This is a genomic window from Sphingobium sp. PNB (assembly GCF_019873065.1).
Taxonomy (GTDB): Bacteria; Pseudomonadota; Alphaproteobacteria; order Sphingomonadales; family Sphingomonadaceae; genus Sphingobium; species Sphingobium fuliginis.
Genome location: NZ_JAINEZ010000006.1, coordinates 21026 through 36807, shown reverse-complemented (window position 1 = coordinate 36807; position 15782 = coordinate 21026). Strand labels below are relative to the sequence as shown.

Genomic DNA, 15782 nt, shown 5'->3' with positions numbered 1-15782 from the left:
GCGCATGCTCCATCGAAGCAACGAATTTGAGTGGCCGGCATCCGGCAATGCGAACGGCGGGTATCGTGGGCTTGGCGCCTATATGAGCGCGGTCTATCTCCACATGGCCGGCGGCGTGATCCTATCGGCAGCGTTCGCCCTTCTGGCCGCCTACAGCCGATCGCTCGCGGACGCCCTGTTCACTGCCGACGGGCTCACCATCATTGGATGGATCGTGACGCTGGCGCCCCTGGGACTGGTGATCCTGCTCGGCGCACGGGTCGATCGGCTGTCTGCCTCGACGGCCAGCGCGATCTTCATCCTCTACACCGCGCTCGTCGGATTGTCGCTTGGCAGCTTGCTGCTCACCTACAGCAGCGACAGCGTCGGCTACACCTTCGTTTCCGCTGCTGCCGGATTTGCCGTGCTCGCTCTGGTGGGCACTGTCACGCACAAGGATCTGTCGGGCCTGGGCGCCTTCTTCACGATCGCGCTCGTCGGGCTCATCGTGACGATGCTGCTTAATCTGTTCGTGCGCTCAGGCACTGTCGATCTGCTCACCTCGGGCGTCGGCATCCTGCTGTTCGCAGGGCTCACCGCATTCGATGCACAGCGGCTGAAGCGTCAATATGAGGAAGGCGCCGCGGATGGGCGCAATGGCGCTGCGGTGCTGGGTGCGCTGACGCTCTACCTCGATTTCCTGAACCTGTTCCTGTCGTTGCTGCGGTTCAGCGGACGGGAGCGGTGGTGACCGAGCCGCAGGCGTTCTGGCAAGCCACGCCCGACGATTCTCTCCGCACGCTCGCGGCGACCCGCGACGGGCTGTCGTCGAATGAGGCTGCCGCGCGCCTCGACCGTGACGGACCGAACGAGATCTCCGCGGCGAAGCAGCGGCATCTCCTGCTCGACCTCCTGCGCCGCCTCGGCAATCCGCTGATCGCTATCCTGCTCGTGGCTGCCGGCATAGCCGGGGCCACCGGCGACATGGCGAGCTTTGCCATCATTTTCATCGTCGTCGTGCTGTCTACCACCCTCGATCTCGTGCAGGAGCACAGGGCCGAAGCGACGGCGGAAGCGCTCAAGCGGGTGATCGCCCTTCATGCGACCGTGCTGCGCGACGGCAAGCCGATCGAGTTGCCCGTGCGCGAGCTGGTGGCCGGCGATATCGTCATGCTTGCGGCGGGCGATCTCGTCCCCGCCGATGGCGTCATCCTGGCGGCGAACGGCGCGCAGGTGAACGAGGCGCTTCTGACCGGCGAGCCCTATCCGGTCGAAAAGCGGATCGAAGCCGCCATGGGTGCCGAAACGCCGGCTGACGCGCGCAATGCCCTGTTCCATGGGACCTCGCTGATCGGTGGCACGGCGACGATGCTGGTCGTCCAGACAGGGCAGCGCACCCGTTTCGGCGCGATAGCGCGGTCGCTCGCCGGCAAACAGCCGACGACTGCTTTCGAGCATGGCATCCACAAGCTCGGGGTGCTGATCGTCAGGCTCACGATCTTCCTCGTGCTGTTCGTGCTGCTCGCCCATCTCGCGCTCGGGCGGCCGCCGCTGCAATCCTTCCTGTTCGCGATGGCGCTCGCGGTGGGCCTGACACCCGAGCTTTTGCCGATGATCATGACCGTCGCGCTCGGGCGCGGCGCTCAGCGGATGGCGAAAGCCAAAGTCGTGGTGAAGCGGCTATCCGCGATCCACGACCTCGGCCAGATGGATATATTGTGCACCGACAAGACCGGCACGCTCACCGAGGCGCGGATCACGCTCGTCGGCCACCCAGGCATCGACGGCGAGGATGACGAGCGGGTGGCGGAGTTGGCGGCGGTCAACGCCCGCTTCGAGACCGGCCTGAAAAGTCCGCTCGACCAGGCGTTGCTGCTCCACATGACCGGCCGCTCGCTCGAGGGCTGGCGCAAGCTGGATGAACGGCCGTTCGATTTCGAGCGGCGGCGCGTCGCGGTGCTTGCCGAGCAGGGAAGCGAGCGAATCGAGATCGTCAAGGGCGCGCCCGAGACGCTGCTCGCCTTGTGCACAAGAGCGCAGGACCGATCGGGAGAGTTCGTGCCGCTCGACGATGCGCTGCGCGCCCGTCTGTGCGCGCTGCGCGACGATCGCGCGGCGCAGGGGCTGAGATTGCTCGCGATCGCATGGAAACCGGCGGCCGGGCAAGAGCGAATCGACGCCCGGGGAGAGGACGAGCTGGTGTTCGCGGGCTATTGCGTGTTCGTCGACCCGCCCAAACCGAGCGCCACGTCCGCAGTCGCCCGGCTCGAAGCGGCGGGCATTCGCATCAAGGTGATTTCGGGCGATGCGGCGCCCGTGATCCAGCATCTCGTGGCGGCGCTCGCCCTGCCGGTCGAAGGTATTTTGACCGGCGAAGAGATCGCGAAGCTGAATGATCCAGCACTAGCTGCCCGGGTGGAACAGGTCGACCTTTTCGCTCGGGTCACGCCCGACCAGAAGACGCGGATCGTCCGCGCTCTCCGTGCACGCGGTCACACGGTGGGCTTCATCGGCGACGGCATCAACGACGCGCCGGCGATCCGCGCCGCCGATGTCGGCCTGTCTGTCGACGGCGCCACCGATGTGGCCCGCGAGGCGGCCGACATGATCCTGCTCGCGCCCGATCTCGGCGTGCTCGCCGATGGTGTCGCGGAGGGGCGACGGACCTATGCCAACATCATGAAATATGTCCGGATGGGAACGAGTTCCAACTTCGGCAACATGCTGACCATGGCGATCGCGTCGCTGTTCCTGCCGTTCCTGCCGCTCACCCCAGTACAGGTGCTGCTCAACAACCTTCTCTACGACCTTTCCGAGATCGGCATCCCGTTCGACACCGCGGACAGCGGCGATCTGGCGCGTCCGCAGGGATGGGACATAAGGGGGCTCGTACGCTTCACCGCGATCATGGGACCGCTTTCCTCGCTGTTCGACTTCGCGACTTTCGCGCTTCTGCTCGGCGTCTTCCACGTCGGCATCCCGGAGTTTCGCACGGCCTGGTTCATGGAATCGATGATGACGCAGATTCTCGTCGTGTTCGTGATCCGTACATCCCGCCCGGCCTGGTCGAGCCGGCCTCACATCGTGCTGACGGTCACCGCGCTGGCCGGCCTGGCGGCAGCGCTGCTGCTGCCGCTGCTGCTGCCGCTGCTGCCTTCGGCCGGTCTGCTCGGCTTCGCGATACCGGGTGCAACCATATTCGGCGCCATCGCGCTGTTGGTGGCCGGCTATCTGGCAAGCGCGGAGTTCCTCAAGCGGTTCGCATTGCGGCCAGCGAGGTCCGCGCGTTGATGACGAGGCCGCCGTGGCTGCATGACCGCGTCCCTCGATCTTATCGGGATGGTTTGAAATGCCGGCAATTGGCATCGCGGCGGAGCGATAGGCCGGGGCCGTAAGCGCCCATGCGGACGCACGGCGCTGGCGCACGGGCCCGGTATCATGAATGCTTGCAGGCACCTTGGACATAATCGGAGATTCGGGACAGTGAAGGAACGACGGATTGGTTACGAGGCGCTGCGGTCGAAGCTGATGAGCGCGCAGGATGCCGCCCGGTTGATCGCACCCGGCACCACAGTGGGCATGAGCGGCTTTACTGGTTCGGGCTATCCCAAGGCGGTCCCGCTCGCCCTTGCCGAGCGGATCGAGGCCGAGCATGCCGCAGGCAACCCCTTCTCGCTCCGCGTCTGGACCGGCGCGTCGACAGGTCCGGAACTCGACGGTGCGCTCGCCAAGGCCGATGGCATCGAATTCCGCCTGCCCTATAATTCCGACCCCATTGCCCGCGACAAGATCAACCGCGGCGAGATGGAATATTTCGACATGCATCTGAGCCAGGTCGCGCCGATGGCATGGCAGGGCTTCCTGGGTCCGCTGGACACGGCGCTGGTGGAGATCAGCGGCATCCGGCCGGACGGCTCGCTGATCCCGTCGTCGTCGGTCGGCAACAACAAGACGTGGCTGGACAGGGCAAGCCAGGTCATCCTCGAGGTGAACAGCTGGCAGAATCCCGCCCTGGAGGGCATGCACGACATCTATTACGGCACCGCCCTGCCCCCGCACCGCGTGCCGATCCCGCTCGTGCGGCCGGACGACAGGATCGGCGAGACCGGATTCCGGTGCGACCCCGCCAGGATCATCGCCATCGTCGAAACGGACGCGCCCGACCGCAATCTGCCGTTCAAGGCGCCCGACGAGGACGCCAGGACCATAGCCGGTCACCTGCTGGATTTCTTCCGCCATGAGGTCGCACAGGGCCGATTGCCCGCGTCCCTGCTGCCGATCCAGTCGGGGGTAGGCAACATCGCCAACGCCGTGCTGACCGGCCTTGTCGACAGCCCTTTCGAGGACATGACCGCCTATACCGAGGTGATCCAGGACGGGATGCTGGATCTTCTTGCCACCGGCAAGCTGCGGATGGCATCCGCGACGGCCTTCTCGCTCAGCCCCGAGGCCGCCGCGGGTCTCAATGCCGACATGGAGCGTTTTCGGGACAAGATGGTGCTGCGCCCACAGGAGATCAGCAACCATCCCGAGTTGATCCGCCGGCTGGGCTGTATTGCGATGAACGGGCTGATCGAAGCCGACATCTACGGCAACGTCAATTCCACCCATATCATGGGCTCGCGCATCCAGAACGGCATCGGCGGATCGGGCGATTTCGCGCGCAACGCCTATGTATCCATCTTCATGACGCCTTCGCTCGCCAAGGACGGGGCAATTTCCGCCATCGTGCCGCAGGTGAGCCATGTCGACCACATCAACCAGGACGTCCAGATACTCGTGACCGAGCAGGGTCTGGCCGACTTGCGCGGTCTCTCGCCCAAGCAGCGCGCACGACTGATCATCGAGAAATGCGCGCATCCTCGCTACAAGCCTGCGCTGTCCGACTATTTCGAGCGGGCCTTGCGGTCATCCTATGGCAAGCACTCGCCGTCCCTGTTGGCCGAAGCCCTGTCATGGCACCAGCGCTTCGTGGAGACAGGTACGATGATGGCCTGAGCCAGCGCGAGGCCCCGGTATCATCGTCTCTCAGTGCCGCCGGGCGGCGCGCTTGTACCGGACCTTCTTGTAGCTCTCCAGAACAGCCCGCATATCGTCGAGCGCCTGCTGACGGATCTTGGCATCCTGTATTTCGGCCAGTTCGCGTTTCAGGCCGGTGGCGAAATCAGCGTAGCTGTTCTGCCAGTCGCGACCCACGGCCTGCTGAAGCTCCGGATCTCCGGTCTTGATCCGGGCCGCGGGCGTGCCGACGGGCAGCCGGAACACTTCGCCCATCTCCGGCACGATGATGGAAGCGCTCAATTCGCGGGCCTGGGTGACGCGACGCAACGTCTCCATCGCCGTCGCTTCCCCATGCGAGAGGAAGAGACTGCCCCCGACAGGACGCCGCGCCTCCATCCACGCCAGCAGGTCGTCTTGATCGGCATGCGCCGAATAGGTGTCGATGTGCCGGATCTGGGCGCGCACGACGATGTCCTCCCCCGAAATGCGCACACGCTCGGCACCATCGAGAATGATCCGGCCCAGCGAACCCTCCGCCTGGAAGCCGACGAACAGTAGCGTGGATTCGCGTCGGAAGAGATTGTGCTTGAGATGGTGCCGGATGCGACCGCCTTCACACATGCCCGAGGCCGCCATGATGATGGCGCCCGACAAGCTGTTCAGCCGGATCGATTCCGCGACATCATCGACGAAATGAAAAGCCGCGTGACCAAAGACATTCTCGCCCTCCATATCCTCGAGCGACCCGGCATATTTGGCGAACACGCTGGTCGCGCGATTGGCCAAAGGGGAATCGACGAAGACGGGGGTGGATGGAATGCGGTTGGCGTCGATCAGCGCGGCGATATCCAGCAGCAGTTCCTGCGTGCGCTCAAGCGCGAACACCGGAATGATGAGATTGCCACCGTGCGCCAGCGCCCCCTTGATCTCGGCTTCCAGCAAGGTTCGGCGCTCGCCGATGGCGAGATGGTCGCGCTTGCGGTCGCCGTAGGTGGATTCGCAGATGACATGATCGAATCCCGAGGGACCCTCGGGATCGCGTTGAAACGCCTTATGCTCGGGACCAAGGTCACCGGAACACAGGACATGCTTGCCCCCGACATCGAGCTCAACCGACGCCGAGCCCAGGATGTGCCCGGCGTTCCAAAGGCGGGCCCTGAACCCGGGGACAGGCTCAAACCATGTCTCGAGCTCAACGGGCCGGGTCCGCCGCCACGCGGCCATCGCGTCCTGCTCGGTGTAGATCGGTAGGATCTCCGGCTGGTCCGCACGATCCTTGCGTCGATTGCGTCGGGCGGCGTCGTTCTCCTGGATGCGCCCCGCGTCGGCCAGCATGAACTCGAGCAGATCCGCCGTTGGCGCCGTGCACCAGATCTCGCCCGTGAAGCCTTCGGCCACGAGCCTGGGCAATAGCCCGCTATGATCGATATGGGCGTGGGTCAGGATGACCGCGTCGACCTCCTCCGCGTCGAACGGGAGGGCACTCCGGTTGAGCACTTCGAGCGTACGGGAACCCTGGAAGAGTCCGCAATCGACAAGCAACCGTTTCCCGTCACGGCAGAATTCCATGCAGGAGCCAGTGACAGTACGGGCTGCTCCGTGGAAGGCGAGTGTGAGGTCGTCAGTCATGAAGTATCAGATCATTGTCCTGGATCGGCTGGGGACAGGTCGTTTCTCCCACTCGAACTTGCCCATGTCCATTGTTTCGCCGGAGAGTGTCCGACGTGTTGCAGAGGAAGGCAACCCAAGCAGGACTTGCCGCCACGAAATCAGTATTTGGGACGACATTCTGGGCGGCATTCATCCGGACGTTGGCTGAGCAGCCTATCGGCGCGGATGGCAGCGCGATCGACGAAACTCCGAGTTTAGAAGAGGATAACGCAGATGCGGCCGCCGGGACATCCCGGCAGCCCCTGAGTCCGACGTGGCGCAGTCAGACGACGATGATATTGTCGTCGACCGTGGTGACGCCGGGAGCGGCCCAAGCCGCACGCTCGGCGATCTGGCGCTCGTTCCACGCCCTGACCTTGCCGCCCAGCGTCACCTTGCCGCCATCGGTGAAGACGGTGACGGAGGCGGCATCAAGATCGGCGTTGCGCTTGATCGCCGCCACGATCCGTTCCTTGACGTCGCCCGATGTGGGCAGCTTGCGCAGTTCGATCAGGTTGCTGACGCCGACGACGCCGTTGACCTTGCCGGCGACCTTCCGGGCCTCATCACTCTGATAATACCAGTCGACTGTGCCGCTGAGCGTCACCCAGCCATGCTCTACCTTCACCGCGATCTTGTCGTCGGGGATCGAGACGTTCCAGGCGAACATATCGAGGATGCGCTTGGCGATTTCATGATCAGCGGTCTTCGGATCCGAAGCGAACCGGACCTTGATCTCCTCGGCGATTGCCCTGACGCCGGTCACGCGGCGGGTGGCCTTCTCGGCGGCTATCTTCTGCGGATAGCTTTTGACGAAGCCGGAAAGGGTGACGACGCCGTCTGTTACCGCCACACCGATATCGGCCTGGTCGATGCTAGGCTCCCACTCCAGCTCATCGAGGACATCACGCTGTAATTGACTGTCGCTTTTCATGTCTGATCTCCTTGGGGGTCTTTCTATTCCACCGGGCGAGGGCCGTCGCGGAGGTCTCAGCGCCGGCGACCTTGAGGACCAGCGGTAAGTTCAGGGAAGCGATCGTGCCGCTGTTCTCGCGGCTCCGAATCCGCAGACGGCCATGGGCGCTCTGCGCGAAATGCCGGACGCGACCGAGGCCGGTGCCGTTCACGGACGGCTGCTCGACTCGATTCAGCGCCCTGTGGAGCTTGGCGGTACTCATGCCGCATCCATTATCCGCGACGATCAGCCGGACACGGCCTCCGAGCCGCCTGGTGCGAATCCGGATGACGCCGGGCTTCACGAACGCCGCACACGCATTGGAGACCATCTCCAGGATCACGGCGTCGAGATCGGCGGGATCGAGCTTCACCGGCAGCGAACCGGCGGCTGGTTCGAACCGGATTTCGACCTGCCGACCCGCCCGCGCGCGCATCAGCGATCCGAGGCCGGAAAGATGCTCGTTGAGATCGAAGCAAGCGCCGGCACGTTGCGATCTGCTTTGCCCGAGCATCGCGCTGGTGAGTCGTCCCCCGCGCAACGCGGCGTCCTCGATCGCGTCGAGCAGCAATGTCCGCCGGTCGCCCGTCGGCCTGTCGTCCAGCATGTGCCGCGCGGAGGCCACGACGCTGAAGAGGTTGCGCAGATCGTGAATAGTCTCACGCGTGGATATATCCGGATCCCGGTGAAGTGAGACACTGTGCATGGCGCCCTCCGTTGACGCAATTCTTGTCCCTCTCAGGAAGCGCCCGGAGAATCGGGAATGTTACTTAGGGGTCGATCCCCCGTGCTCGCGTCCTTCCATATTGATGTTTCACGCCGCGGGCTCTTGGCGACGGCTTCATCGTGGCCGTCAGCCGAGCGACACGCCAACGATTGCCCCGGCACCATAGGTGACTGCGGCAGCGGCAATCCCTATGACGAGTTGGCGCGCCGCCGAGAACAGTGCGGAACGGCCGGTGAAAAGGCTCGTGCCGGCGCCGATCAGCGCGAGGGCAAGACCGCTGGCGGCCAGGCTGGCGATCAGCGCCGGTCGCCCCGAGAGCAGCAGGAACGGCGCGACCGGGATGATCGCGCCGGTCGCAAAGAGCAGGAACGACCATGTCGCGGCCGTCCAGGCTGACCCGCCGAGCTGATCCGGATCGATCCCGAGCTCCTCGCGCGCCAGCGTGTCGAGCGCGGTTCCTTCATTGCTCAGCAGTCGCTCCGCCAGCGCGCGTGCCTGCGGTTCGGAAATGCCCTTGGCCTGATAGATCAGGACCAGCTCCTCCTTCTCTTCCTCGGGAACCTCGCGCAATTCCTCTGCTTCGGTCTCGATCTGGCTCTGATAGAGTTCGCGCGAGCTTGTGACCGACAGCCATTCGCCCATCGCCATCGAGCAGGCGCCCGCGACAAGACCGGCAAGTCCCGTAAGCAGCAGCGTATTGTCCGCCACGGCGGCGCCGGCCACCCCCATCACCAGGCTGAGATTGGAGACGAGACCGTCATTGGCCCCGAGCACGGCGGCGCGCAGGGTGTTGCCACCGCCGCGGTGGCGTCCCTCGAGGAGCGCGATCGTCGGTCCTGAAAGACCTCCTCTGCCGGCGGCGGCCCGCATCAGCACGGCATGCGATCGCTCGTCGCCCGGAAGCCCGGCGGCCTTCGCCTCGGGCTGAGCGTCATAGGCTGTGCTGCCGCGCGCCTCGCTGGCCGCGATCGCCGGCAGGACGAAAGCCGGTCCGAATCGCTTCGCCAGCCAGGAGAGGATGCGTGCGCTTGCCGAAGGCGCAGGCGAGAAATGACCGCCGTCCGCTTCGATCCGCTTGCGCCAGAACTCGCCATGGGCCTGCTCGACAGCGGCGAGCCGATGGAACACCTCCGCCAGCTTCGGGTCGGCCTCGCTCTCGGCCAGCGCCGCATAGACCGCCGCGCCGTCGACCTCGCCCTGGAGATTGGAGCGATAGCGCGGCAGGGCGCCAGGGTCGGTCCCAGTGGTCAAGCTTCTATGATCACTTTCAGCGCCTGGGTCGCGGCGGCGCGGCTGAAGGTATCATAGGCGTCGAGAATGTCCGCCAGCGCGAAGCGATGCGTGATCAGCAGCTTGGGATCGATCTTCTTCGATTGGACCGTCTTGAGCAGCATCGGCGTCGTCGCGGTGTCGACCAGCCGCGTCGTGATCGAGATGTTGTGCGACCAGAGCCGCTCAAGGTGGAGATCGACCTTGGAGCCGTGGACGCCGATATTGGCGATTACGCCGCCCGGCGCGACGATATCCTGGCACAGCAGGAAGGTGGCGGGGACGCCCACGGCCTCGATCGCGGCGTCGACGCCGCGTCCCTCGGTCAGCGCCTTCACCGCGTCCGCCGCTTTCCCGTCGGCGCTGTTGACGACATGCGTCGCACCGAAACGGCGGGCGACTTCCAGCCGGTTGTCGTCGAGATCGATCATGATGATCTGGGCGGGAGAATAGAATTGCGCCGTCAGCAACGTCGCGAGCCCGATCGGACCCGCACCGACGATGGCGACACTGCCTCCAGGCGCGACCTTGCCGTTGAGCACGCCGCACTCGAAGCCGGTCGGCAATATGTCGCTCAACATCACCAGGGCCTCCTCGTCGGCGCCTTCGGGGATTGGGTAGAGGCTGGTGTCGGCATGGGGGATGCGGACATATTCGGCCTGGGTGCCGTCGATCTCGTTGCCGAGGATCCAGCCTCCCGTCGTGCAATGCGAATACATGCCGCGACGGCAATAGTCGCAGCGGCCGCAGGCGGTGACACATGAGATGAGCACGCGGTCGCCCGGCTTGAAGACGGTGACGCCCGCGCCGATCGCCTCGACCACGCCCACGCCTTCATGACCGAGGATGCGGCCCGGCGCGCAGGTCGCGACGTCGCCCTTCAGGATATGCAGGTCCGTCCCGCAGATCGTCGTCCGCGTAATGCGGACGACGGCGTCGCCGGCGTCACGGATCTCGGGCTTGGGTCGGTCCTCGAGCGCCTTGGCGCCAGGACCCTGATAAACGAGCGCTTTCATGAACAAACCTCTTTGTGGTGAAATGTCGGCGTGCGCCCTGGGCGCATCCCTCCAGGGCCGATGATCAAGTCCCGCGATTTGAACCCGGACTCGCGCCGAACCTATCCGTAAATCAACGGAGGGGGCGAATCCTGTCGGCGTCGCGTGACATCCGACGGGTTTCGGCTTTCTGTGGGGCTGGCCAAAGGCGAATCTCTCACACCAGCATGTCGCGATACAGGAACGCGACGTCCAGGAGCACCGAGAGACTCGTAACGCCCTGCTTGCGCATCAAAACGAGCGCGATGAATCTCGGCGGTGCGGAAGCCCATCCCAGATGCTTATGCGTGGACGACCCGCCAGTAAAACTCCGGAATGCCGGCCCTGCAAGCCCGGCTTAGAAGGCCGATGCGCGACGAGTTGCCTCTACAGGAGTCAAATTCCGTCGGAGCGAAGGTAGTTTGCGCCTGTCTGTCACATGACACCTGTAAGGAGGATCGTCGATCAAGACGCGCAGCTTCCCTTTGTCGATCGCTTTGGAGAACATCATGTCCCAGGATAGTCATCTTCAACAGTCCGTGCTCGCCGAGCTGAGCTGGGAACCGAGCGTGACCGCCGCCCATATCGGCGTCACTGCGAACGCAGGCGTCGTGACGCTCACGGGCCATGTCGAGAGTTTCGCGGAAAAGCAGGCAGCCGAGGCTGCGGCCCGCAGGGTGAAGGGCGTCAAGGCCGTGGCCGAAGAGATCGAGATCCGGCTCCCCTTTGATAGTCAGCGCGATGACGACGATATAGCGGCAGCCGCGGTCGATCGGCTCGCCTGGGACGTGTCCGTTCCACGCGACGCCATCAAGGTACAGGTTGAAAAGGGGTGGATCACCCTGACCGGCGAGGTCGACTGGCACTATCAGAGGGACAGCGCCGAACAGGATATCCGGCGGCTGCTCGGCGTTATCGGCGTGTCCAACCAGGTCACGATCAAGCGCAAGGTCGATATCTCGAATATCAGCGACGAGATCATGCACGCGCTCCATCGCTCCTGGTTTTTCGACCCGAAGACCGTCACGGTCAGCGCGCAGGAGGGGAATGTCGTGCTCGCCGGAACGGTTCACTCGCCCCATGACAGGCAAGTCGCTGCGGCAACGGCATGGGCCGCGCCGGGCGTGACCGATGTGCGGAACGACATCATCATCGCGTGAATGCGCGGTATTGGACTCTGACAGACGACGATATCCTTGCGAAAAGCGCTGGTCGATATGGCGCATCGCCGTTCGCCACACCAGAACGGCCGCGCTCTCGAATATTTTCTCGGTGACCGTCCGGCTCCCGTTGAGCGTCGAACTCTCGGATAACAGGTCGTAGGTGCACAGATTTGCTTTCGAACATCCAGCGGCCATGCAGCACATGCTCATCGCCCGGGTTCCCCTTGCCACCGGGCGGTGAAGCTGCTCGAAAATGGTGATATCGAGTCCCGGACATTCGCATCATGCATCAGGAAACCGCCATCGCCAGGGACGCGATCCCGCCGCCGCCGAGGTAGCTCTGGCTGGCTACATATGGTCATTGGCCATGGGTCGGGATTTCCTCATCGGCGGCGACATCTGGCAGCTCTTGCGACGTCGTCGGCATTCGCGCCGACATTGTCTGGATAATGCGCTGAACTGACCCTCGGGGCGCCAATCCGTAGATAAAAGGAGTGTGCTGGACGCCGCCGGAGCCTAGCAAGCAGTCGTCGGGCGTTGGACCGCACACAGAGGAGACGAACATCATGATCAACACGCAAGGATCGCGCTTCGGCGACGGTCCGGCTTCGCTGGAGCAACGCGGCGCATGGTGCTGGTTCACGGTGCTCGGCATCGCACTTATCCTGCTGGGAGCCATCGCCTCCGCGAATCTGTTCATCACGACCGTTGCAGCGACTTTTTACGTCGGCGTCGTCATGCTCGCCGCCGGCACGTTCCAGATCATCCATGCCTTCGGCGTCAAAAAATGGGCGCGATTCGCGTTCTGGCTCCTGAGCGGCCTGCTTTATCTTGCGGCCGCCGTTGCGATGTTCCTCGATCCCCTGTTCGCCGCCACCCTGCTCACCCTGTTCCTCGCCGTCTCGCTCGGGCTCTCCGGCGCGCTGCGCCTCTTCATAGCACTGACAACGCGCACGCCGTCTGGTTGGGGATGGATGACTATCTCGGCCGTCGCGAGCATTGCCGCCGCGCTGGTGATTGCACTCGGCTGGCCCGTCAATTCGATCTGGGTTCTGGGACTGATTCTGTCGATCGACCTGCTATTCCAGGGGGTCGCCCTCTTGCTGATCGGTCTGTCCCTGCGTAGCGCCACGTTCGGACCGCGCGCTTCGGGCTGGCGGTAGGGCTAGAGCCAGAACCTAATCCCAGCGACGAAGCTCGTGGATGACGCTCGTTCTCCCGCGGCCCGCGCGATGCGCGCCGTCTCGCCGAGCCTCCGGTCCCAGGAAACGCCGACATAGGGCGCGAATTCCCTAGCGACCTCGTAACGCATCCGCAATCCGAGCTCGAGATTCGAGAGGCCGGCGCCGATCCCATTCTCGGGAATATCCTGCGCGGCAAAATTGGCTTCGACGCGGGGCTGGAGGATCAGCCGCTGGGTGATGCGCTGATCAATGTCGCCTTCCACGCGGGCCATCACGTCACCCTTGGTCGACACAAAGGCTGAAGCGCCAAGATCGAACCAATAGGGCGCGAGTCCTTCGATCCCGATGCTGGCATAGGTGCGGTTCCGTCCCTTGCCGAAGTCCTGCCGAACACCGCCCTGCACGTTCCAATAGGGATCGACCGCATGCGACCAGAGCGCCTGCACTTCGCCATGCTCGACCGGTTCGCCGAAGCTACCCTCACCTTCAGATTTGAGCGCCAACCGGTCGATGTCGCCGCCGAACCATGCGCTCGCGTCCCAGCGGTAGCCATCGCGACCCTTGCGCGCCTGATATTCAGCCAGATTGAACAGTATTTTATGGAAGGTCATGCCGCCATGCTCGCCGAGCAGATTGGCCTGGGCGGCGGCCATCGCCTGCGGATCGAAATAGCGATCGGCAGGCCGGTCGATCACAACCGGCGGTGGTGGCACGCTGCCGGGGTCGACGTCGGTTCCTGCCGGGCCAACGGGCTTGCCTGACGCCGCGGCAGGCATCAGCATGGCGCCCATGTCCCGGCGATCCTGCGACTGCGTGTCCGGGTTTGGCTTGGCGTGACCAGCATGCGGATCGGGCAGCGTCGCCGGCTGCGCCGGCATCGCTATGGTCGACATGTCGTGGTCCTGATAGCCTGACTGATCCGTCGTCTGAGCGGACACCGATGCGGCGAACAGGAGTGGCGAAAGCCCGAGAAGTCCGAGCGCGTTCATGCGGCATCTCGCGAATTGCGCACTTGCACCACGCGGATCATACCCGCGTGCATGTGGAGGAACATGTGGCAGTGGAACGCCCAGTCGCCATAGATGCCGGTCAAGTCGAAGCTGACCTTGCCGCCCGGCGGCACGTTGACCGTGTGCTTGCGCGGGGAATGATCGCCATGCCCCGTCACCAGCTCGAAGAAATGGCCGTGCAGGTGGATGGGGTGGTTCATCATGGTGTCGTTGATAAGCGTCATGCGCACGCGCTCGCCGGTGCGAACCGGGATCGGAGTCCGTGATTCCGACAGCGTCTGGCCATCGATGGACCACATATAGCGTTCCATGTTGCCCGTGAGATGCAGTTCGACCTCGCGCGCGGCAGCTCGGACATCGGGATTGCGATCAAGCGCGACCAGGTCGCGATAGACCAGCACCTTGTGTCCAGCACTTTCCAGGCCGACGCCGCGTTCGCCAGTGCGGTCCGCCGGCATCGGTGCGATGGTCTGAACGCCTGGTCCCAGCACCACCTGCGGTGCATTGACGCCATCGCGCATCTTCATCGAATGCCCAGACGCGCTGGCGGAACCATGATCCATTGGCGCGGCATGGCCCGCACCATGACTCATTCCGGACATATCCATCCCGGGCATGTCCATACCCACCATGTCTTGCCCCGCCTGGCCGCTCGGCCCGGTCGGCGCTTCCATCGCGCCCATGCCCATGTCCGTCATCGTCAGCAGCGGTCGATCGCGCAGCGGCGGCACTTCGCCGGCCATGCCCTCGCGCGGCGCGAGCGTGGCGCGCGCCATGCCGGACCGGTCGATCGCCTCGCCGACGATGGTGAAGGCGTGGTCTTCAATGGGCGTGACGATGACGTCATAGGTCTCCGCGATCGTCATCTGGAGCTCATCGACAGCGACCGGGCGGATCGGATGCCCATCGGCGGCCACCACGGTCATTTGCAGGCCCGGGATGCGAACATTGAAAATCGTCATGGCGGCGGCGTTGATCAGCCGCAGCCTCACCCGCTCGCCTGGCTTGAACAGCGCGGTCCAATTGTCCTGCGGACCATAGCCGTTGACGACATACGTATAGGCCGCACCCGTCACATCGAGGATGTCGGTCGGGTCCATCCGCATCCGCGCCCATTCCAGGCGATCGGCGTGCTTCTGGTCCTTTCCCCCGAGCAGCCCCACCAGCGTCTGCTTCTGTCGGTTATAGTAGCCCGGCTCCTGCTTGAGCTTGGTGAACAGCTTGTGCGGATGCACGAAGCTGTGGTCGGAGAACATCACGACATGTTCGCGATCATAGGCGATCGGATCGGCGCCCCTGGGGTCAATGACGATCGGGCCGTACTGCCCCATCGCCTCCTGCAGACCCGAATGGCTGTGATACCAGTAGGTGCCCGACTGCACGATCGGAAACTCATAGGTGAAGGATGCGCGCGCGGGGATGCCGGGGAAGCTCAGGCCCGGGACGCCGTCCATCTGGAAGGGCACCAGCAGGCCATGCCAGTGCAGCGACGTCTCCTCATCCAGCGCGTTGTCGACGGTGATTCGAACGGTCTGCCCTTCGCGCAGGCGCAGCAATGGGGCAGGAACGGTGCCATTCATGGCGATCACATGTGCCTGCCGTCCGTCGACCTTCACCGTCTCGTGCGCGACCCGCAAGGAGATGCTGTCGCCCGAAAGCTCGGGCAAAGGATTGGCGATGCCGCGCGATACCGGCTGCGCCCAGGCGGGCATCCACGCGGCAAGCGCAAGGCCCCCGCCGCCCAGGCTGGCGCCACGCAGGAGCGTCCGGCGATCAAGGGCCGGTAGCGAGGCGGAAGAGGTCGTCATGG

At 64.4% G+C, this 15782-nt stretch carries 12 protein-coding genes; 5 read left to right on the top strand and 7 right to left on the bottom strand.

Going from position 1 to position 15782, the window contains the following annotated elements; genetic code table 11:
• The first annotated feature begins 4 nt into the window (after window positions 1-4).
• The 3 genes from K7W03_RS03725 (at window position 5) to K7W03_RS03715 (ending at window position 4977) form a co-directional block, all read left to right on the top strand.
• A complete protein-coding gene (locus K7W03_RS03725) occupies window positions 5-730 on the top strand; it encodes a Bax inhibitor-1/YccA family protein (protein ID WP_043151081.1) in 726 nt (241 codons plus the stop codon).
• Window positions 727-3270: a magnesium-translocating P-type ATPase gene (mgtA, locus tag K7W03_RS03720; RefSeq protein WP_222885605.1), complete on the top strand. Its 2544-nt coding sequence runs from the start codon at window positions 727-729 to the stop codon at window positions 3268-3270. Before K7W03_RS03725 ends, mgtA begins: the two co-directional genes overlap by 4 nt.
• 192 nt (window positions 3271-3462) lie before the next feature.
• Window positions 3463-4977, top strand: a complete 1515-nt coding sequence (locus K7W03_RS03715) for an acetyl-CoA hydrolase/transferase family protein (RefSeq protein ID WP_319024290.1) — start codon at window positions 3463-3465, stop codon at window positions 4975-4977.
• A gap of 30 nt (window positions 4978-5007) precedes the next feature.
• Here the strand turns inward: K7W03_RS03715 and K7W03_RS03710 are convergent, their stop codons facing one another.
• The 5 genes from K7W03_RS03710 to K7W03_RS03690 form a co-directional block, all read right to left on the bottom strand.
• Complete coding sequence (locus tag K7W03_RS03710; protein ID WP_222885603.1) at window positions 5008-6609, bottom strand: MBL fold metallo-hydrolase; 1602 nt, start codon at window positions 6607-6609, stop codon at window positions 5008-5010.
• A 304-nt stretch (window positions 6610-6913) separates the two neighbouring features.
• Window positions 6914-7564 (bottom strand): BON domain-containing protein, encoded by a 651-nt coding sequence (locus K7W03_RS03705; protein WP_222885602.1) that lies wholly within the window; start codon window positions 7562-7564, stop codon window positions 6914-6916.
• Window positions 7536-8291 carry a sensor histidine kinase gene (locus K7W03_RS03700; RefSeq protein WP_222885601.1) on the bottom strand — a complete coding sequence of 252 codons (756 nt, stop codon included), beginning with the start codon at window positions 8289-8291 and terminating at the stop codon, window positions 7536-7538. Before K7W03_RS03700 ends, K7W03_RS03705 begins: the two co-directional genes overlap by 29 nt.
• A 147-nt stretch (window positions 8292-8438) precedes the next feature.
• Window positions 8439-9563, bottom strand: coding sequence for a VIT1/CCC1 transporter family protein (locus K7W03_RS03695; RefSeq protein ID WP_222885600.1), 1125 nt, complete (start codon window positions 9561-9563; stop codon window positions 8439-8441).
• Window positions 9560-10597: a zinc-dependent alcohol dehydrogenase family protein gene (locus tag K7W03_RS03690; protein WP_222885599.1), complete on the bottom strand. Its 1038-nt coding sequence runs from the start codon at window positions 10595-10597 to the stop codon at window positions 9560-9562. Before K7W03_RS03690 ends, K7W03_RS03695 begins: the two co-directional genes overlap by 4 nt.
• Before the next feature lie 527 nt (window positions 10598-11124).
• Here K7W03_RS03690 and K7W03_RS03685 point away from each other — a divergent pair.
• Window positions 11125-11775: a BON domain-containing protein gene (locus tag K7W03_RS03685; RefSeq protein WP_222885598.1), complete on the top strand. Its 651-nt coding sequence runs from the start codon at window positions 11125-11127 to the stop codon at window positions 11773-11775.
• A 569-nt stretch (window positions 11776-12344) separates the two neighbouring features.
• Window positions 12345-12941, top strand: a complete 597-nt coding sequence (locus K7W03_RS03680) for an HdeD family acid-resistance protein (RefSeq protein ID WP_222885597.1) — start codon at window positions 12345-12347, stop codon at window positions 12939-12941.
• A gap of 2 nt (window positions 12942-12943) precedes the next feature.
• Here the strand turns inward: K7W03_RS03680 and K7W03_RS03675 are convergent, their stop codons facing one another.
• Together K7W03_RS03675 and K7W03_RS03670 are read right to left on the bottom strand one after the other, a co-directional pair.
• Window positions 12944-13951 (bottom strand): copper resistance protein B, encoded by a 1008-nt coding sequence (locus K7W03_RS03675; protein ID WP_222885596.1) that lies wholly within the window; start codon window positions 13949-13951, stop codon window positions 12944-12946.
• Window positions 13948-15780, bottom strand: coding sequence for a copper resistance system multicopper oxidase (locus tag K7W03_RS03670; protein WP_222885595.1), 1833 nt, complete (start codon window positions 15778-15780; stop codon window positions 13948-13950). The genes K7W03_RS03675 and K7W03_RS03670 overlap by 4 nt, the downstream gene beginning before the upstream one ends.
• Window positions 15781-15782 lie beyond the last annotated feature (2 nt).